We start from the raw sequence: 19,137 nt of genomic DNA, 5'->3' as shown, positions 1-19,137 counted from the left end.
TCGGCTATAATGGCGTTACGCTTGTTCTTTGATTGCTCTTATGGCTGAACCCTTAATTAATTCCCCTGTTAAGCATTGGTGTGAATTCGAATTTATTTCTAAAACTATGAAAAACCCTAATATTCACATTAAGGGAAACTATTCTTATTATTCTGCTTATTGGGATCAGGGTTTTGAGCGTTGTGTTGTGCGTTATTTGCATGACAAGCCTTCTACGCCTGAGAAGCCAATTGATCAGCTTTATATTGGCAATTTCGTGTGTTTTGGGGCGGAATGCGTGATTATGATGGGCGGTAATCAGTTACACCGAACTGACTGGATTTCTGCCTTTCCGTTTGATACGCGCAGTTTTGTACCTGCTGGCGATACTGTTATTGGTGATGGTTGCTGGATTGGCTCACGTGCCATGATTATGCAAGGCGTGACGCTGGGTGAAGGTGCAATTGTGGCAACTGGTGCGGTCGTAACAAAAGACGTTCCACCTTATGCCGTGGTGGGAGGAGTTCCTGCCAAAATTATTAAATATCGCTTTCCACAAGAAGATATAGAAAAACTGCTTTCCCTTAAAATTTACGAGATGGATGAAAAGCAGTTTTTAAAGATGCGGGAACAGTTGCAGACAGAGGATGTTGCTGCTTTGGTTGATTATTTCAAAGACTGCTGATTATTCCCTTGGACTTTTGCTTAGGCCAAGCATCAGGTCAAAACTTTCATCTAATCGATATTAAAACTCAAAAAACCTGAGCTAAACACATTCTAAAGCTAGACTTAATGAAATAAGCCTTCAACTTTAGTGTAAACTGCTGATTAATTACTCAAAAACATGTTAAATTAGAAAGGCTTAAACTTTCTTAAAAAAATAATTATCCCTATGAAATTACTGGGTTTTATTATTTAAAAATAAGCGCTAAGATAACATTAAGGCAATAGAAAGTGTTCCCTCAATTTTTTATTGTTGAATGACACAATAAGGAGAAATAACGATGGCATTTCAACACATTTTAGTTCCAGTGGACGGTTCTGAAACTTCTTACGCAGCAGTTGCCAAAGCAGTCGAGCTTGCCAAAGCTTTCGGCAGTAAAGTAACCGTTGCACAGGTGTTAACACTCGATCCATATATTGCATCAGAATACATTTCAGCAGGCCAGACCAATGACCTGATTGAACGTGCGCGTGTGTCTATTCTCAAAACACTGGATGAAGCCAAAGCAAAATTCCAGGAACAAGGTGTAGCAGTTGAGTCTCGTCTGCTTGAAGGTCAAGTGATTCATCGTGAAATTGCACGTGCTGCAACTGAAATGAATGCAGACCTGATTGTGATGGGTTCTCATGGCCGTACCGGTTTGAAAAAGTTATTCCTCGGTAGCGTCGCGCAAAGCGTACTGGGCGAAGGTAATGTTCCTGTACTCATCGTACGTTAATCTTTCCTCCAGAAAATTCCCTGTACCTGCGGGTATGGGGAATTTTTTATTTTTAGGGCTGCCATTGATACTGCTTTAAGCTCACCTTGTTATTCAGGACCACTACACCCTCCTGTATCAGTTTTAACGCCTGTATATTTTCACCCTGCGCATTGATTTTGCTTAGGCTAATTTTCCCTTGCGCATTTAGCACCCGATGCCATGGCAACACATGCCCCGGTGCCAGATGTTTCAGTACATAACCCACCAGACGCGCATGTTTCGGCAAACCGGCCAGTTTTGCAATCTGACCATAGGTGGCAACTTTACCAGGTGGAATCTGGGCAATCACCGCGGTGATATAAGCGGCCAACTCCTGACTGGGACGTGCTGGAATAGACATAAAAAGAATCTTAGAGTGTTGAAATCTATTGGGATGAAAAGCTGTGCTGGTTAGAAAAGCTAGGCTTAAAAAACTAGAGGACATGCAGTTGCACATCCTCCTGTATTCACCTTGAGTTAAAAAGCGGATGCAACACTTTAGATGGCTTGTCCAAAGGTATCGCAATCATTCATATTGCCCGACTTCAGACCAGTATTAAACCATTGCACGCGCTGGGCACTGGTACCATGGGTAAAGCTATCCGGCACTACTTGTCCGCTCGAACGTTTTTGCAAATAGTCATCGCCAATTTTATGTGCGGCATCCATCGCTTCCTGTACATCGCCCTGTTCCAGGAATTGAGTACGCTGATGGTTATGATGCGCCCAGACACCGGCCAGACAATCGGCCTGAAGTTCCTGACGAACCGATAACTGGTTGCCTTCGACCTGACTGGCACGCTGACGCATCTGCTGTACCTGTCCGGAAATCCCCAGAATGGTCTGAATATGATGGCCGACTTCATGTGCAATCACATAAGCCTGGGCAAAATCTCCAGCCTGATCCTGACGCGATAATTCGGTCTGGTTCTGCTCGCCGGAAATTCCCATCTGGGTGCGCATATCTTTAAAGAAACCAGTATCTAAATAGACTTTCTGATCGGCCGGGCAATAAAACGGCCCCATGGCAGCGCTGGCATTGCCACAGGCGGAACTGACCGCACCATTAAACATCACCAGTTTGGGTGGCACATATTGCTGGTTCAGCTGCTGGGCAAACACCTGCGTCCAGGTATCTTCGGTATCGGCCAGAATGGTACCAATAAACTCCATCGATTCCTGCTGCTCCGGCGTCGGATTTTCCAGACCACGCGTTTCCGCGCTCTGCCCCTGATTGGTCACCTGTTTGGTGGCCTGATAGGCTGTTTGCGGATCGACCCCAAAAAACTTCCAGGCCACAAAAGCCACCACCAGACCCAGAATACTGATCCCGCCGGCTTTGGCACCGCCACCACCGCGACGATCTTCTACATTGCTACTGACGCGACGACCTTTCCAACGCATAGCAATCTCCTTATTATCTTTATCTCTTGGCTAGAATTTTACATAGTTTAAGAGGCTTTGGAACGTGGCCAGACCTTTTTCACCAGACCAATTAGCGCCACCACAATCAAACCGGCAATAAAGCCCACAGCAAAATTGATCAAGGTTGGAGTAAGCGCACCAAAAATACTGCCGATATTGGGAATTTCCTGCACGTATTCCACACTGTCTTCGGTAAAGTGATGTACCAATGGAATAGCGTGGTTGATAATCCCGCCGCCCACCAGGAACATGGCCAGAGTCCCGACAATCGACAGGATTTTCATCAAGATTGGCGCAAAGGCCAACAAGCCGCGCCCGACCGACTGTTTAAAATTAGAAGCCTGTTCCGAGAGATGCAGCCCAATATCATCAATCTTGACAATAAATGCCACTAACCCATAGACCCCAATGGTCATGGCGATGGCAATAATACTCAGCACTGTGACTTTTACACCAAAGGCCGCGGTAGCTACAGTACCCAAGGAAATGACAATAATCTCTGCCGAGAGAATAAAGTCGGTCCGGACTGCCCCTTTGATTTTTTCATTTTCAAACGTGGCCAGATCGGTTTCGGTTTTAATTAATTCCTGCTGCGCTTCTTCGGCAGTTTTGGCTTTTTTCTTGTGCAAGGAATGCAGGACTTTTTCAACCCCTTCATAACATAAGAATAAACCGCCCACGACCAGTAACGGGTTAATCAGCCACGGCGCCACCACGCTAATCAGTAGAGCTAAAGGCACCAGAATCAGTTTATTGACAAAAGAACCTTTGGCCACGCGCCAGACCACCGGCAGTTCCCGCTCCGAACGTACACCGCTGACCTGCTGGGCATTCAGGGCCAGATCATCACCGAGTACACCGGCCGTTTTCTTTGCGGCCATTTTACTCATGACCGCCACATCATCTAAAACAGTGGCAATATCATCTAATAATAGTAATAAGCTACTCGCCATAATTTTTATCCTTATCGTGTTCTAGGCTTATTCTAAGGAGAAATCTTCCAAAACTTTGTATTTACTTCATTAATAAATCTTTAAAATTTCCAGACAATTGTTGATTCTGTTCGGCTTATCCCGTGACATTCAAAAATATTATGCCGTACAATGTAGCCCAATCATCGGTATAGAAATGTCGTAACAACGACTTGGAAGAGATAATGAGTAATCAAGATAATCGTCCTGTTATTTTGACTGGCGACCGTCCAACCGGACAACTTCACCTCGGTCATTTTGTAGGTTCTTTACGTTCACGTGTAGGTTTACAGGATTCTCACCATCAACATCTTTTACTTGCCGATGCTCAAGCCCTGACTGATAACGCCGACAACTTTGAAAAAGTACGTCGTAATATTATTGAAGTGGCGACCGATTACCTGGCCGTGGGCATTGACCCGACCAAAACCACCATTTGTGTTCAGTCTTGCCTGCCGGCCTTGAATGAACTGACCATGCTGTATTTAAACTTTGTCACTGTGGCACGTTTAGAGCGCAACCCGACCATTAAATCTGAAATTCAGATGCGTGGTTTTGAACGTGATATTCCAGCTGGTTTCCTGTGCTATCCAGTTGCCCAAGCGGCCGATATTACCGCGTTTAAAGCGACTGTAGTGCCCGTGGGTGAAGATCAGATTCCTATGATCGAACAGACCAACGAAATTGTACGCCGCATTAACCGTCAGGTAGGTCAGGACCTGCTGCCTGAATGTAAAGCACTGCTGTCGAATGTTGGCCGTTTACCTGGTTTTGATGGTAAAGCCAAAATGTCAAAATCATTGGGCAACACCATTGTGCTCGATGCTACTGACAAAGACATTAAAAAAGCAGTAAATGCCATGTACACCGACCCGAACCACCTCCGCATTGAAGATCCGGGCCAGGTTGAAGGCAACGTGGTATTTACCTACCTAGATGCTTTCGATCCGAACAAAGAAGAACTGGAAGAATTAAAAGCCCATTATCGCCGTGGTGGTCTGGGTGATGGTACCGTGAAAAAACGTCTGGAAGGCATTTTAAAAGAGCTGATTGGTCCAATCCGTGAACGCCGTTTAGAACTGGCCAAAGATCCGGATTACATCATGGATATCTTAAAGACCGGTACCGATAAGTGCCGTGACATTACTCAAGCCACTTTAGATGAAGTTAAAGCCGGTTTAGGGGTGTTCCGCTTCTAAGCCCCATGCTGATCTTGAAAAGCCTTTCCTCGCGAAAGGCTTTTTTATGCTACGTTTACAATGATGGAGAAAATATGGAGAGAAATGTCACACAATTTTTATAGAAGCAACAATCTTTAACATGAATTTACCTGAACGCTGCTGAACCCTGCCTCATGCCGGCGTATTCTAGTCATATGTTCTAGGAGCAATCCTAATTCATAACATTTCTCCTTTACCGAAACTGTGCAAGCAGATTCGTTGTTCTACGCAATGATCACCCCAATCATTGCGTATTTTTTTGCCTAAAATATGCAGGTTTTTTAGACAAAAACGCGGCCTAATGCTATGCTAGGCGCATTCAATAATAATATATATTTTGAATATCAATAATTTAAACACAACAGAACAATAGAGTATTCAGTTATGTGGGATTTGCTCACTCACCCTTCCAATCTGATTTTTAGTGTCTGTATCTGCCTGCTGTTTTTCTTTGCCCTGCTGGAAGTGTTTCTGTTACTGGCCGGTGGCGGCAGTCAGGGCATTCTGGACCAGTTCCTGCCAGATGACTTAATTCCGCATAAAGATGTAGAAGTGAATATTGATGGTTCTAGTGGCCTGTTGGTCCAGTTTCTGGACTGGCTGTACATTGGCCGGGTACCGCTGCTGATCTGGCTGATTATTTTCCTGACCTTATATGGTTTGTCTGGCCTGATTTTACAATCAGTGCTGTTTCAATGGATCGGTCAATATATTACAGCCTGGATAATGGCACCGGCCTGTCTGTTTCTGAGCATGCCCCTGGTGCGTTATAGCGCCATGCTGATTGCCCGCATTTTACCGCAAGATGAAACCACCGCCATTTATAGTGACGAGCTGATTGGCCGCACAGCCACCATTATTTTAGGTGTGGCTACTCCCAATTCTCCGGCAGAAGCCAAAGTGCAGGATCAGCATGGTCTGACCCACTATATTCTGGTAGAACCGGAACAGGACGAAAGTTTTCAACAGGGTCAATCCGTAATTTTAACGGGGAGAACCAAAATTGGCTTTTATGCCATGCATTTAAATTAACAACTGAAAAACACAAGAGATAACAATGTTAAGTTCAAATATGTATAACGTCTTGATTATTGCCGGAATTATTTTCCTGGCCTTATTTGTGATTGGTTTAATCCTGGCCCGCCTGTATCGCCGCTCTAGCAAGGAAATTTCCTTTGTGCGTACCGGTTTTGGCGGTGAGCATGTCATTCTCGGCGGGGGGGCGATTGTGTTACCGGTGCTGCATGAAATTATTCCGGTCAATATGAATACCCTGCGTCTGGAAGTGCGCCGTGCTGAAGATCAGGCCCTGATTACCCGCGACCGTATGCGTGTCGATGTCATGGCCGAATTTTATGTGCGGGTTAAACCGACCGCTGAATCTATTGCCACCGCAGCACAAACGCTGGGGCAAAAAACCATGTCCCCGAATGAATTAAAAAATCTGGTCGAAGGTAAATTTGTCGATTCTTTACGTGCCGTAGCCGCAGAAATGGCGATGGAAGAACTGCATGAAAAACGCGTCGACTTCGTACAGAAAGTACAGCAGGTGGTGTCGGAAGATCTGTTTAAAAACGGTCTGGAACTGGAAACTGTATCTTTAACCGGACTGGATCAGACCAGTTTCCGCTACTTTAACCCGCAAAATGCTTTCGATGCCGAAGGTCTGACCAAATTAACCGAAACCATTGAAGACCGTCGTCGTAAACGTAACGACATTGAACAGGATGCCGACTTAGCCATTAAAGCCAAAAACCTGGAAGCCGAACAGGCGCGCCTGCAGATTCTTCGTGAAGAAGAATATGCCAAGTTACAGCAAGAACGTGAAATTTCGGTACGCCGTGCTGAACAGCTGGCGGAAATTGCAGCCCAGGAAGCAGCCAAAAAACGTGAAGCGGAAGAAGCCCGCATTGCTGCTGAACGTGAAATTGAACTGAAACGGATTGGCTCAGCACGTGATGTCGCCAATGAAAATATTTTAAAAGAACAGCTAGTCCAAAAAGCCCAAGTGGAACAGAAGAAAACCATTGAGCTGGCCGAACAGGACCGCGCCATTGCCATTGCGGAAAAATCCCGTGCCGAATCTGAAGCCAAAGCGCAGGCCGATTTAGCCCGTGCTCAAGCGGTAAAAGCAGAAGAAGAAGTGATTACCGTACGTGAAACCCAGCGCGCAGAACGTGCCAAGGCAGTCGAGCTGGTGGCTGCCAAGCAGGCCGCTGAAAAAGATGCGATTGCCATTACTGTTGCTGCTGAAGCGGGCAAACAGGCGGCGGTCGATGAAGCGGAAGCGGTGCGGATTACCGCAGAAGCCAATGCAGAACAGCTGCGTTTAAAAGCGCGTGGTGAAGCCGATGCCAAAGTCCTGCTGGCACAAGCGATGGAAAAACAGTATCAGGTTGATGCTGAAGGTACCCGTGCAGTCAACGAAGCCAATAACATCCTGTCGACGGAACAGGTCGAAATGCAGGTACGTCTGGCCATGCTGAAATACCTGCCAGAAATTATCCGTGAAAGCGTCAAGCCAATGGAAAATATTGATGACATCAAGATTCTGCACGTCAATGGTTTAAATGGGATGGGCAGCGCACATGTCGATGGCAGCGAACACGGTCATGGTCAAGTGGCCCTGTCTGATCAGGTGGTGAACAGTGCCCTGCGCTATCGTTCGCAAGCGCCGTTAATTGACAGCCTGATGAGTGAACTGGGTATTCATGGCGGTGATATTAACGGTCTGACCCAAAGCCTGAAATCTCAGCCGAAAATCAATCAGGAAACTTCATCAACTTAAATGAGGTGAATAAAAAAACGCAGCTAAGGCTGCGTTTTTTATGGCTGTTTTTCAATGTTCTATGATGAAGACAGTGGCTGATGAACTTCAAATTTTTCCAGCTGTCCATCTTGATCATAATGTAAGGTCAGATTTTTGGCCTGCTGCAAATACGCCATTTCAGTTGTGTCGACCTGAAAACTTTCCGCCAGCTGCTCAGTCTGAATATGCTCCGGAAAAGCCCGGCGCTCATTATCACGAAAACGCAGCCAGTTATACACAGCCCAGATCAGCAGAATCAGAATAAACACCATAATCGCCAGCCCCAGATAAAACAGGCTGAACGAGCTTTGCGGCGCCGACATCACAAACAGCTGCTCATATACGGTATAGCCCTGAAACAGCCACAGCAACATAGTGATCAGAGGCAGGAATAACCAGATCCAGGCCAGCCAGCCCAGAAAGAATAGTCCATAGCCTGCGGCCTTGTTACGTACATAGCGCGGCTCATCAATATATTCTGGTAGCTCCAGCTGAGCTTCATCCTCAATCATTTTAAATTTAGCCATGCTCGTGCTCCTTGGTAAAACCACGGTCCGGGCTGACCCAGCGTGCACGTTTCTGCTTTTTCAGCAAAGTTTTTGGCACAGACACCACCGTGGTCAGCGCGGTAATCAGCCAGAAAAATAGCGGATACCAGATTACCCAGAAATAGGTTCTCAAGGTACGGTTTTTATCATATTGATGATCGATCATTAAGCTGACCAGAAACTGCAGCAAACAGGTCAGGCCCAAAATCACCCCGTACCACTGCGGCAGAATCGATTGAATCGCCCACTCACCCGGCAAGGGGAAAAACAGCCCATAAAAATACAGCACAAAGATGCCCATAATCACATAGGCCCATAGCACGCTGATGATCGATTCAATCACAATCGGCCACATCCGTCTAAGGCGCCATTTAAACAGTTTTGGCACATAGGCAATCAGCACTTCAATCCCGCCTTGTGCCCAGCGCAAGCGCTGTTTCCAGAGACCTTTAAACGTTTCCGGCATATAGATATAACACAGGGCTTTGGGCACATATTGCAAATCCCAGTGGTCGAACTGCAAACGCCACGAAACATCAATATCTTCCGTAATCATGTCATCACGCCAGTAGCCAATCCGGTCCAGCGCGGTTTTACGAAAACCGGCAATCGCACCTGATACGGTAAAAATCCGGCCATAGGTGCGCTGCGCGCGTTTAATCAATCCAATAATCGAGGAAAACTCACCAACCTGAATTTTACCCAGCACACTGGAGCGGTTAATAATCCGTGGATTACCGGTAACCGCCCCGACACGCGGGAAGCTGGTCAGCTGATGCATCATCCAGAATACCGCGTGTGGATGCAGCAGCGCATCACCATCAATACAGACCAGAAATTCATAGCGACTGACCATTGCCCCGGCTCTTAAGGCATAGGCTTTGCCCTGGTTTTCGGCCAGATGGACCACCCGCAGCTTTGGATATTGCGTGGCCAGTTCATCCAGAATTGCTGCAGTCCGGTCCTGACTGCCATCATTGACTGCAATTACTTCAAATTCCGGATACTGGCTTTGCATGGCAAACTTGATGGTACGTCTGACCTGCTCTTCTTCATTGAAGCAAGGAATGATAATACTGCAGCCTTCATCGCTCGGTTCAGGGAAATGATCCTGACGGTATTCCCGTTTAAAATAAAACCAGATCCCGCCTGCAATCCACAGCCAGGCCATCAGCAAGGGATATAAAAATGCAAAACCAAAATAAAAATCATTAAAACTCAATTTCGAGAACACTTCCATCATTGCGGCTCTCCCTGTTCCAGGACATAGGGATCACGATAACTCAGCGGACTTGCATTCAGGCTCAACGCCCGGTACAGGTGCTGATGCACGGCCTGCCCATGGGTCGGCTGATAATTATCAATACCAATTTTTTGAATGCCCTGACGTCTCAGCTGCTGATATATCTGCTGATAATGTCGCCACTCTGTTGCAGTGCTATCCGAATTGATCTGCAAGTTAATCATCAAATGCTGCTTTTCCCGCTCATTTAACTGGTTTAAAGCCTGATGCAGATTTTTGATGGCTTGGGGGGATGCCAACGGATCGACAGCCAGATACAGGAAATCGGCATGATCCGGCAGTTGCTGCAGCAGTTTTTTCAGTCCGTCAAGTGGCTGATTCTGAATCTCCAGCTTTAATGCAGTCTGATAGTTGTTACTGATATTGGCATAGTATTTACCCTGGCTTTTGGTCCGGTTCTTGATGCTCAACACCTGTTGCAGCTGTGCCTGACAGCTTGCACTCCATTCAGCCTGAAATACGGCGCAATGTAACGCATCGCCGGTTTCAATCATCAGCCCTTCAATCGAGCTGTTGTTTTTCACCAGATCTGCGGTCAATTCTGCCAGATCATAACCTTGCCGGGTTTCCAGACTCAGCGGCATTTCTGCATATACCCGATTAGCAATCCGGGTCCGGGCCTGCCATACCACCCGGTTCAGCAAATCCTGAGCCACCGGCAAGCTTCGATTCGGAAAATAAGCCACATCAATTTTACCATCGGCATTCTGATCGGCCACCGCATTTAGGACCAGCGTATTGGATTGAAAGGCATTGACCTGATTGAGCAGCTGGCTCAAATGTGCTTCTGATGCGGTGATATTGCTCCCTGCCAGATCTGCCAGGTTAATGCGTAATAAACTTTTACGCTGCTTATGCGGCGCCCGGCTATTCATTAAGAAGTCTTTAATTTCACCAAACACTTCTTCTGGTGATGGGTTTTCCGTAATCAGGGCACGCTGATAGGTGGTATCGGCATCGGCCAACGTCAATACACTGCCCAGACTAAACGACATTGGTAGACCGGCTTCACGGGCCAGCGCTTCAGTTTCCTTGGTCACCGCACCATACGGCCAGAAAATGGCACGGGTATTGATTCCCAACTCACGATCCAGAATCTGCTTTGATTGACGCAAGTCTTTTACCACTCGCTTCGCATAGGCGCGATCAGATTCATAACGCTGCTGGGCCGGGAAATATTCACGGGTAATCGCGGCTGGCTGCTGGTTTAGCTGCGGATTGGCAATAATCCCGTGATGCAAGTCATCACTGTGTGAGGCAAACTCGACCAGACCGGATTGCTGCATTTCACGCATCTGCGGCCAGTTCATCAGGTTGCCCTCCCCATAGGCTTCATAGGCATCTTTGGTATTGCCATTAATCCAGCTGGTCGGAATGGCAAAAACAGCCGGAACCTGATGCAGCTTTAATAAGGGGAAAATATGGCTATAGCTGCTGAGTGCGCCATCATCAATGGTAATTAATACTGCTTTTTCCGGTAAGGCTGTCTTGTGCTGACGGGCCCGCCAGACATCTTCTAGCCGAATGGGCTGCCAGCCATGTTCTTTAATCCATTGCAGGAACTGGGCAAAGTTATGGGTACTGATGGCGTATAAATCACGGTCACCCTGTTTGGCAACGTCATCACGCACATCATGAAAAGTTAAGGTAACAAATTCATAGGCCTGCGCATCAAGCGGCGCTGTAGTTGCTGCTGGCGCTGTGCTGGTCTCGGCCTGCACGGTCAAAGGAGAATAAACACATGCAGCGATACAGGCACTCAGGAGTAAAGCGGGTTTCATTTGCATTAGAATCGTCCTTCAAAGCCGAATACTGCATAGGTTTTTTCTTCTGTTTTGCCATCGTATGGATGGCTGCCCCAACCAATGCCATAGTGCAGTTTCCAGGTTCGTGACACATGCCAGTCATGGCGATACAACAGGTTATATATCGGCTCATTGGAATAGTCTTTCTGTCCAAATGTGCCCAGCGTCAGTTCAAAATGCTGATTAAAATGTTGCTCATAACGACGCCAGGTCATCCAGTCATGTTCCAGTTTCAGCTCTAAACTATGGCTGGATTCAGGATTAAAATAATCCACGGCGACGGGCTTATTTTTTCCATAATAGCCGCTGAGCGTGGCACGACTCAGATGATGCGGGGCCTGATAAAACTGCTGGCTAAAATAGGCCTGATATTCCTGACGGGTGTTGCCATCATCAATATCGGTCAATTGAAATTGTGCACCGGCTTTACGCGACTCGTTGGCCTGCCAGTTAAAACCCGCCCGATACGACTGTCCTTCATGTGCTTTGGCCATTGCCTGCAACGGAATATCGGCCTGGGTATTCACCGCCAGATGATATTGCCAATGATCATTTAACCAGTGTGACCAGTCCAGTGCAGCGCCCACACGGTCTTCATCTAAAGATTGAGACAGCAACAGGCTGGCATACTTGCGATCTTTGGACCAGGCCACACCCAGACCTAAACGCGGATCATCCAGGGTGCCATCTTCATAACGCCCCTGCCGATGCTGATGGTCAATAAAAACCTGATAATGCTCATTTAGCCACGGGCTGTTAAGACGGGTCCAATGAGTACGCTCTTCTGAACCTTTTAAACGGTTCAGCAACTGTTCCTGATCGGAACGACTTTCAGAAAAATAACTTTCATGCTGAATGCTGAAATGATCGCGATCCTTTAATTCTTTGCGGCTTAATTGCACACCGGTATCATCTGCAGCCGTCTGTAACAAGGCCTGATTCAGCTGACGCCAGCCCCTAATATCATTCAGGGCTTGGGCATTTTGCATCTGGTTAATCTGGGTGATTTGACTGACCTGATCCAGGCCATTCCACTGCTCCAGTGTTTGTTGGGAAGTCAGTGGTTTTTCACGCCAGCGCTGAATTTGTGCCAGATTGTTCTGATAGGCCAGATTATTCGGTGCAATTGAAACCAGGGTTTCAAAATACTGCTCGGCTTTGGCATGTTCGTTGCGGTAGGCATAGTTCAGCCCTTTTAAAGCCAGATACTGCTCCCGGTCTTCATGGGTACTGCGGTCCACGCCTTTGGCCTCGCTATAACGATAACGCGGTAACTGACGGTCCATGTCCTGAATCAGCTGATCAGCCTGCTTGAATTTTTCCTGTTCGATATAGGCATAATACAAACCAGCATACACCGTATAGTCTGCATAGTTCTTTTCCTGAAACAGGCTTAAATACACCGGTTCAGCCAGTTCCGGTTGTCGGGTGGCCAGATAGGCATCGGCAATGGCATGGCGTACATAAGCCGGCCAGTTTGCAATTGGCTGATGCTGCTGTTGCACAATTTTCAAGACCTGCTGATGACGCTTACGCTGTCCCAAGGCATACAGATAATCGGCATAGAATGCGCGCTGCAGTTCGGCGTCAGCTGCCACCTGTGGTTCATGTGCAGCCATATCGGCCAGTACCGCATCCAGCTCGGTATAGGCTGTTGCATATTCACTGCGCAGTTGTGCCGTTTTATAGGCCTGTACTGCATTCTGAATCCGGGTAGAAAACTGGTGCTGTTTGACTTGCAATAATAAACGAGGATGGCTCTGTGCTAACTGTTGTTGCAGCAGATAGTTCTCTGCTGCATGATGCTTGCCATTAAGCATCAGCGACAGTACATATTGTTCATGGCCTGCAATGCTGCTTTGCTTTTTTAATCCGGCTTCGGCTGCCTGCAAGGCTTGTACCGGCATATTCAGGATACGATAGGTATAAGACAGTAAACTCAGGTCATCGGCACTAAGCTGTTGCCATTGCAGGTTTTTCAGCAACGTTTTAGCGGCTGCTGCCTGACCCGACTCGGCTTCCAGTACCGCGTGCCAGACTTTGCCGCTGGCCTGGGTATTTAAAGGCTGAAACCGGGCCAGATACGCTTTGGCCTGAGCGTACTGCTTGGCATCACGGAGCACCTTGATAGCGCTGACCTGGGCATAGGCAGGAAAGGTTTTAGGTTGAATCTGCTGCGTTAGGCGGTATAAATCCTGTGGATGTACCACAGGCTGACCATAGGCCAAAACTAGATAATCCGCAATTAACTTTTGATCTGTGGGAAATTGAGCTAATAACGCCTGCAAGCGATTGAGTCCAGAGACCACCTGCCCGGACCGAACCATCTCCACCGCGTGCTCACGTTGCTGATCAAGCGTATTGGCATGAGCAGAAGAAAAAAATAAAAAAGAGCAAAGCGACAGACACTGAATCGGCATGATCGTTGTTATTTTGATCATATAAATTCTCAAGTTTCTGATAATTATTGCTCGATATTCTATTAAAGTGTGATGTAAATCACAATTACCAAGGCAATCATTTTATTTGTTTTGTATGCTTTACTTTTTCCTCAATAGAAGCGTCATCATTATCTATGTTCTTTGCCATAAAAAACCCCAAGAACTGGGGTTTTTTAGTCAGGTAGGTTTTACACCAAACCTTTGGCCTGCAATACTTTCAGCATGGTTGAACCGAGCTCGGCCGGGCTACGGGTATAAGCCATTCCGGCACGTTCAAAGGCAGCAAATTTCTCCTCTGCGGTTCCTTTACCGCCAGAAATAATCGCGCCAGCATGGCCCATGCGTTTGCCTTTTGGTGCGGTTACACCGGCAATATAGCCCACCACAGGCTTGGTCACATGCGCCTGAATGTATTCGGCTGCTTCTTCTTCGGCTGTGCCGCCAATCTCACCAATCATGATAATGGCTTCAGTTTGAGGATCGTCCTGAAACAGTTTCAGACAGTCAATCTGGTTCATGCCCGGAATCGGATCACCGCCGATGCCGATACAGGTCGACTGGCCCAGACCCAATTTGGTGGTTTGCGCAACCGCTTCATAGGTCAGCGTTCCTGAACGCGAGATAATCCCGATTTTCCCTGGCTGATGAATATGACCTGGCATAATCCCGATCTTACATTCGCCCGGGGTGATAATACCCGGACAGTTCGGGCCAATCAGGCGTGTACCATTACCATTGGTTTCCAGATAGCGTTTGGCTTTTAGCATATCTAGGGTCGGTACACCTTCAGTAATTACCACAATCAGTTCAATACCGGCATCGACTGCTTCAACAATCGAGTCCAGTACAAAAGGTGCGGGTACATAAATCACCGAAGCATCGGCCTGAGTTTCACGAACTGCCTGCTTCATGGTGTTAAATACTGGCAGGTCTAAATGGGTTTGACCACCTTTACCTGGAGTTACACCGCCGACAACACGCGTGCCATAATCCAGCGCCTGAGCCGAATGAAAGGTTCCGTTTTTACCAGTGAAACCCTGAACCAATACTTTTGTGTCTTTATTTACTAATACGCTCATGATGCATCTCCTTAAGCTTTTACCGCAGCAACAATTTTTTCTGCAGCATCGGCCAGGCCATTTGCAGAAATTAAGGTCAGGCCAGATTCATCCAGTAATTTGGCCCCCAGTTCAGCATTGTTTCCTTCCAGACGTACCACCACCGGCACGCTGACATTGACTTCCTGAACTGCTGCAATAATCGCTTCCGCAATCATGTCACAACGTACAATCCCACCAAAAATATTGATTAATACTCCCTGAACCGAATTGTCGGCCAGAATAATTTTAAATGCTTCAATCACGCGCTCTTTGGTTGCACCGCCACCGACATCAAGGAAGTTGGCCGGTTGACCACCATACAATTTGATGATGTCCATGGTTGCCATGGCAAGACCGGCACCATTGACCATACAGCCAATATTACCTTCTAGCGCTACATAGTTCAGATCGAACTCAGAGGCTTTCAGTTCGCGCTCATTTTCCTGACTCTTGTCACGCAGCGCCGCCACTTCCGGCAAACGGTACAGCGCATTGGAATCAATGCCAACTTTGGCATCGACACATAAAATTTCACCGTTTTCACGTACAGACAGCGGGTTAATTTCAAACAGGGCAAAATCGTTTTCAATAAAGGCCTGATACGCCGCGGTCATGATTTTGACAAACTGGTTGATTTGTCCATCTTTTAAGTTCAGGGCAAACGCAACTTCACGTGCCTGAAATGGTAATAAACCGACTAGAGGATCAACTTCAACTTTAATAATTTTTTCTGGGGTTTCTTCTGCGACTTTTTCAATTTCGACCCCACCTTCGGTTGAGGCCATAAAGGTCACGCGACGGCTAGAACGATCCACCACGGCACCTAAATATAATTCACGCTCTACCGGATAGACATCCTGGGCCACCAGAATACTGTTCACCGGCTGGCCATTGGCATCGGTCTGATAAGTGACCAGTCGAGTACCGATCAGCTGATTGGCATACTCTGCCGCTTCTTCAGCCGATTTCACCACTTTCACACCACCCGCCTTACCACGGCCACCCGCATGCACCTGGGCTTTCATGACAGCGAATTTGCCACCGAGCTGTTCAAATGCCTGTACTGCTTCATCTGCATTGGTTGCAAGCAGACCTTCCTGCACCGGCATACCATATTTTTTTAATAGCGCTTTGGCTTGGTACTCATGTAGATTCATTTATTTACCTTTTACTACTTTTCACGTTTTTTTATGACTCGCTAAAACTCCAACATCCATCGTCGTGAGTATTAACATTTATACAGTTTTATCGTTTTAGTTTTAGATGATTATTCAAACAAAAACAACCACCAAATGAAAAAGAGCGGTCGAAACCGCTCTTTTTTTATTTATTTACGCTTACGCTGAATCGCGTGGATGGCACGTCCATCGACGGCCAGTGCCGCTTCGTGCACCACCTCAGAGAAGGTTGGGTGACCGAATGTCATTAATTGTAAATCTTCAACTGAAGATACAAATTCAAGCGCGATCATACCTTGGTGAACAATGTCAGACGCCGCAGGTCCAATCACGTGCATACCCAGTAAACGATCTGTTTTAGCATCGGCAACGAACTTCACGAAACCAGCACCTTCACCGGCAGCTAAAGCCCGGCCGTTGACTGCGAAACCGAATTGACCGGTTTTCACTTCATGACCTTTTTCTTTGGCCTGCTCTTCTGTTAAACCTACCCACGCCGCTTCAGGGTGTGTATAGATGACAGAGATGATGGTGTCATAGTTCACTTGAGCAGCATGACCGTGAATACGTTCAACTGCCATTACGCCTTCTTCCATGGCTTTGTGTGCCAGCATTGGACCGCGTACCAAGTCACCAATTGCGTATACGCCTTCAACAGAAGTCGCACACCAGTCGTTCACTTCAACCAGACCACGTTCAGTCAGTTTGATACCACAGTCATCAGCCAGTAAGCCTTCAGCATACGCACGACGACCCACACACACGATCAGCTTGTCGAAAGTCTGTTCTTTCTCTTCGCCGCCTTGGGTGTATTTTACAGTTACTTCACGACCGTTGACTTCAGTGCCAGACACTTTCGCGCCTACACGGATATCCAGACCCTGTTTGGTCAGCAGTTTCTGGTAGTCTTTTGCCAGCGCTTTATCCGCCATTGGCAAGAAGGCATCCATTGCTTCAAATACAACAACTTCAGCACCTAGACGACGCCATACTGAACCAAGCTCCAGACCGATCACGCCGGCACCAATCACACCTAAACGCTTCGGTACTTCAGGGAACTCAAGCGCGCCAGTAGAGTCAACAATAATGTCTTGATCAACAGGAGCTACCGGAATGTTCACTGGTACAGAACCAGACGCAAGAATTACGTATTTTGGTTCTAGAACCTGAGTTTCACCTTCGTGAGGAACAAACTCAACTTTCTTACCCGCCAGTAATTTACCAGTACCTTTTAACCATTCGATACCATTGCCTTTCAGCAACTGGTCAATACCGCCAGTCAACTGGTCAACAATCTTGTCTTTACGTGCCAGTAATTTAGACAGGTCAAAGTTTACTTCACCTGTCGTAATACCATGATCAGCCAGGTGATGAACGGTATCTTCATAACGGTGTGAAGAATCAAGCAGTGCTTTAGACGGGATACAGCCCACGTTTAAGCAGGTACCACCTAAAGATGGTTTACCTTTGTGGATGCGTTTTTCGATACATGCCACTTTAAAACCAAGCTGAGCCGCACGAATGGCTGCTTCATAACCGCCTGGACCACCGCCAATAACAACTAAATCAAATTGTTGAGACATTTTTATCTCCAATCAATCTCTCTAAATCCCCCCTTTTGCTCAAGGGGGAACCTTTCCCCTCTTTTTTAGAGGGGTTAGGAGAGATTTTTAATTAATAAATTATAAGTCAAGGATAAGTTTAGCTGGCTCTTCTAACAATTCTTTGATTGTTACAAGGAAACCTACCGCTTCTTTACCATCGATTAAACGGTGGTCATAAGACAGCGCTAAATACATCATTGGCAAGATTTCAACCTGACCATTGACTGCCATAGGACGTTCCTGGATTTTGTGCATACCCAGAATAGCAGTTTGTGGTGTATTCAGAATTGGCGTAGACAGCAGTGAACCGAAAGTACCACCGTTAGTAATGGTGAATGTACCGCCAGTCATGTCTTCAATCGCAAGTTTACCTTCACGTGCTTTCGCAGCATAAGCACCAATGCCAGATTCAACTTCAGCGTAGTTCATACGGTCTGTATCACGTAATACAGGAACCACCAGACCACGGTCAGAAGATACAGCTACACCGATGTCATAGTAACCGTGATAAACGATATCGTCGCCATCAATTGATGCGTTGACTGCTGGGTAACGTTTTAGCGCTTCAGTCGCAGCTTTTACGAAGAATGACATGAAGCCAAGACGCGCACCGTGGCGTTTTTCAAATGCGTCTTTATATTGCTTACGCATTTCCATGATTGGTTTCATGTTCACTTCGTTGAACGTCGTCAACATTGCAGTTTCTTGAGTCGCTGCAAGTAAACGTTCAGCTACACGCTTACGTAAACGCGTCATAGGAACACGTTTCTCGATACGCTCGCCTACTGCTGCAGTTAAAGGCGCAGCCGCTGGTTTCGCCTGATGGTTTGCCACATCTTCTTTGGTGATGCGACCGCCACGGCCTGTACCTTGTACGTCAGCAGCGTTGATACCTGTTTCAGTCAATGCTTTACGCACTGCTGGTGCCTGGTCCGCAACTGGTTGAGCACGCTCAACTACAGGTGCTGCACCTGCTTCAGTTTTCGCAGCGGCCTGTTCAACTTTCTCTTCAGACTGAACTGCTTGAGTTTGCGCAGCGCCAGATACAGCACCTTCTTCAAACTGTGCAATCACTTCATTTGAAAGTACAGTATCGCCTTCATTTTTAATGATTTGAGCAATCGTACCGTCTGCAGGAGCTACAACTTCCAGAACAACTTTGTCAGTTTCAATGTCACAGATCACTTCATCACGTGATACTGCTTCACCTGGTTGTTTGTGCCAAGTCGCGATTGTTCCATCTGCAACTGACTCTGGAAATACCGGTGCTTTAATTTCGGTTGCCATTACT

Annotated in this window: 16 protein-coding genes; 5 read left to right on the top strand and 11 right to left on the bottom strand. The window is 46.9% G+C overall.

Translation table 11 applies throughout. The annotated features are described in order from the left end of the window. The first annotated feature begins 40 nt into the window (after nucleotides 1-40). Together FTT89_RS00540 and FTT89_RS00535 are read left to right on the top strand one after the other, a co-directional pair. Complete coding sequence (locus FTT89_RS00540) at nucleotides 41-664, top strand: CatB-related O-acetyltransferase (protein ID WP_005176296.1); 624 nt, start codon at nucleotides 41-43, stop codon at nucleotides 662-664. A gap of 319 nt (nucleotides 665-983) precedes the next feature. After that, complete coding sequence (locus FTT89_RS00535) at nucleotides 984-1,421, top strand: universal stress protein (protein WP_005176293.1); 438 nt, start codon at nucleotides 984-986, stop codon at nucleotides 1,419-1,421. A 52-nt stretch (nucleotides 1,422-1,473) separates the two neighbouring features. Here FTT89_RS00535 and FTT89_RS00530 read toward each other — a convergent pair whose 3' ends face one another. The 3 genes from FTT89_RS00530 to FTT89_RS00520 all read right to left on the bottom strand — a co-directional run bounded on the left by FTT89_RS00530 (nucleotide 1,474) and on the right by FTT89_RS00520 (nucleotide 3,820). Beyond that, the gene (locus FTT89_RS00530) at nucleotides 1,474-1,803 is read right to left on the bottom strand and encodes an MGMT family protein (RefSeq protein ID WP_168390664.1); all 330 of its coding nucleotides are present in this window, start codon (nucleotides 1,801-1,803) and stop codon (nucleotides 1,474-1,476) included. A gap of 137 nt (nucleotides 1,804-1,940) precedes the next feature. Beyond that, complete coding sequence (locus FTT89_RS00525; protein WP_005176288.1) at nucleotides 1,941-2,846, bottom strand: neutral zinc metallopeptidase; 906 nt, start codon at nucleotides 2,844-2,846, stop codon at nucleotides 1,941-1,943. Nucleotides 2,847-2,893: 47 nt separating this feature from the next. Next, complete coding sequence (locus tag FTT89_RS00520; protein ID WP_075174426.1) at nucleotides 2,894-3,820, bottom strand: DUF808 domain-containing protein; 927 nt, start codon at nucleotides 3,818-3,820, stop codon at nucleotides 2,894-2,896. Nucleotides 3,821-4,023: 203 nt separating this feature from the next. On the opposite strand from FTT89_RS00520, the gene trpS reads away from it, so the two are divergent. The 3 genes from trpS (at nucleotide 4,024) to FTT89_RS00505 (ending at nucleotide 7,846) form a co-directional block, all read left to right on the top strand. Beyond that, a complete protein-coding gene (gene trpS / locus FTT89_RS00515; protein WP_005176282.1) occupies nucleotides 4,024-5,037 on the top strand; it encodes a tryptophan--tRNA ligase in 1,014 nt (337 codons plus the stop codon). A gap of 405 nt (nucleotides 5,038-5,442) precedes the next feature. Beyond that, nucleotides 5,443-6,090 carry a YqiJ family protein gene (locus FTT89_RS00510; protein ID WP_005176281.1) on the top strand — a complete coding sequence of 216 codons (648 nt, stop codon included), beginning with the start codon at nucleotides 5,443-5,445 and terminating at the stop codon, nucleotides 6,088-6,090. A gap of 25 nt (nucleotides 6,091-6,115) precedes the next feature. After that, complete coding sequence (locus FTT89_RS00505) at nucleotides 6,116-7,846, top strand: flotillin family protein (RefSeq protein WP_127798958.1); 1,731 nt, start codon at nucleotides 6,116-6,118, stop codon at nucleotides 7,844-7,846. Nucleotides 7,847-7,905: 59 nt separating this feature from the next. Here FTT89_RS00505 and pgaD read toward each other — a convergent pair whose 3' ends face one another. From pgaD to odhB, 8 genes are all read right to left on the bottom strand, one after another. After that, the gene (gene pgaD, locus FTT89_RS00500; protein WP_005176275.1) at nucleotides 7,906-8,394 is read right to left on the bottom strand and encodes a poly-beta-1,6-N-acetyl-D-glucosamine biosynthesis protein PgaD; all 489 of its coding nucleotides are present in this window, start codon (nucleotides 8,392-8,394) and stop codon (nucleotides 7,906-7,908) included. Continuing rightward, complete coding sequence (pgaC, locus tag FTT89_RS00495; RefSeq protein ID WP_171260915.1) at nucleotides 8,387-9,655, bottom strand: poly-beta-1,6-N-acetyl-D-glucosamine synthase; 1,269 nt, start codon at nucleotides 9,653-9,655, stop codon at nucleotides 8,387-8,389. The genes pgaD and pgaC overlap by 8 nt, the downstream gene beginning before the upstream one ends. Next, nucleotides 9,655-11,505 (bottom strand): poly-beta-1,6-N-acetyl-D-glucosamine N-deacetylase PgaB, encoded by a 1,851-nt coding sequence (gene pgaB, locus FTT89_RS00490; protein ID WP_180006794.1) that lies wholly within the window; start codon nucleotides 11,503-11,505, stop codon nucleotides 9,655-9,657. Before pgaB ends, pgaC begins: the two co-directional genes overlap by 1 nt. Then, nucleotides 11,505-13,964 (bottom strand): poly-beta-1,6 N-acetyl-D-glucosamine export porin PgaA, encoded by a 2,460-nt coding sequence (gene pgaA, locus FTT89_RS00485; RefSeq protein WP_180006795.1) that lies wholly within the window; start codon nucleotides 13,962-13,964, stop codon nucleotides 11,505-11,507. Before pgaA ends, pgaB begins: the two co-directional genes overlap by 1 nt. 188 nt (nucleotides 13,965-14,152) lie before the next feature. Further along, nucleotides 14,153-15,043, bottom strand: coding sequence for a succinate--CoA ligase subunit alpha (gene sucD / locus FTT89_RS00480; RefSeq protein WP_104471739.1), 891 nt, complete (start codon nucleotides 15,041-15,043; stop codon nucleotides 14,153-14,155). Nucleotides 15,044-15,054: 11 nt separating this feature from the next. Continuing rightward, complete coding sequence (gene sucC / locus FTT89_RS00475) at nucleotides 15,055-16,221, bottom strand: ADP-forming succinate--CoA ligase subunit beta (RefSeq protein ID WP_005176263.1); 1,167 nt, start codon at nucleotides 16,219-16,221, stop codon at nucleotides 15,055-15,057. Nucleotides 16,222-16,391: 170 nt separating this feature from the next. Then, entirely contained in the window at nucleotides 16,392-17,825 is a 1,434-nt protein-coding gene (gene lpdA / locus FTT89_RS00470) for a dihydrolipoyl dehydrogenase (protein ID WP_045796462.1), read from the bottom strand. 99 nt (nucleotides 17,826-17,924) lie between these two features. Continuing rightward, on the bottom strand, nucleotides 17,925-19,133 hold the full coding sequence (gene odhB, locus FTT89_RS00465) for a 2-oxoglutarate dehydrogenase complex dihydrolipoyllysine-residue succinyltransferase (RefSeq protein ID WP_104471741.1): 1,209 nt from the start codon (nucleotides 19,131-19,133) through the stop codon (nucleotides 17,925-17,927). Nucleotides 19,134-19,137 lie beyond the last annotated feature (4 nt).

Source organism: Acinetobacter sp. YH01025, assembly GCF_013420185.1.
In the GTDB taxonomy this organism is placed as follows: domain Bacteria; phylum Pseudomonadota; class Gammaproteobacteria; order Pseudomonadales; family Moraxellaceae; genus Acinetobacter; species Acinetobacter indicus.
The sequence above is the reverse complement of the archived record's forward strand: the minus strand, read 5'-3'. Positions and strand labels throughout refer to the sequence as shown.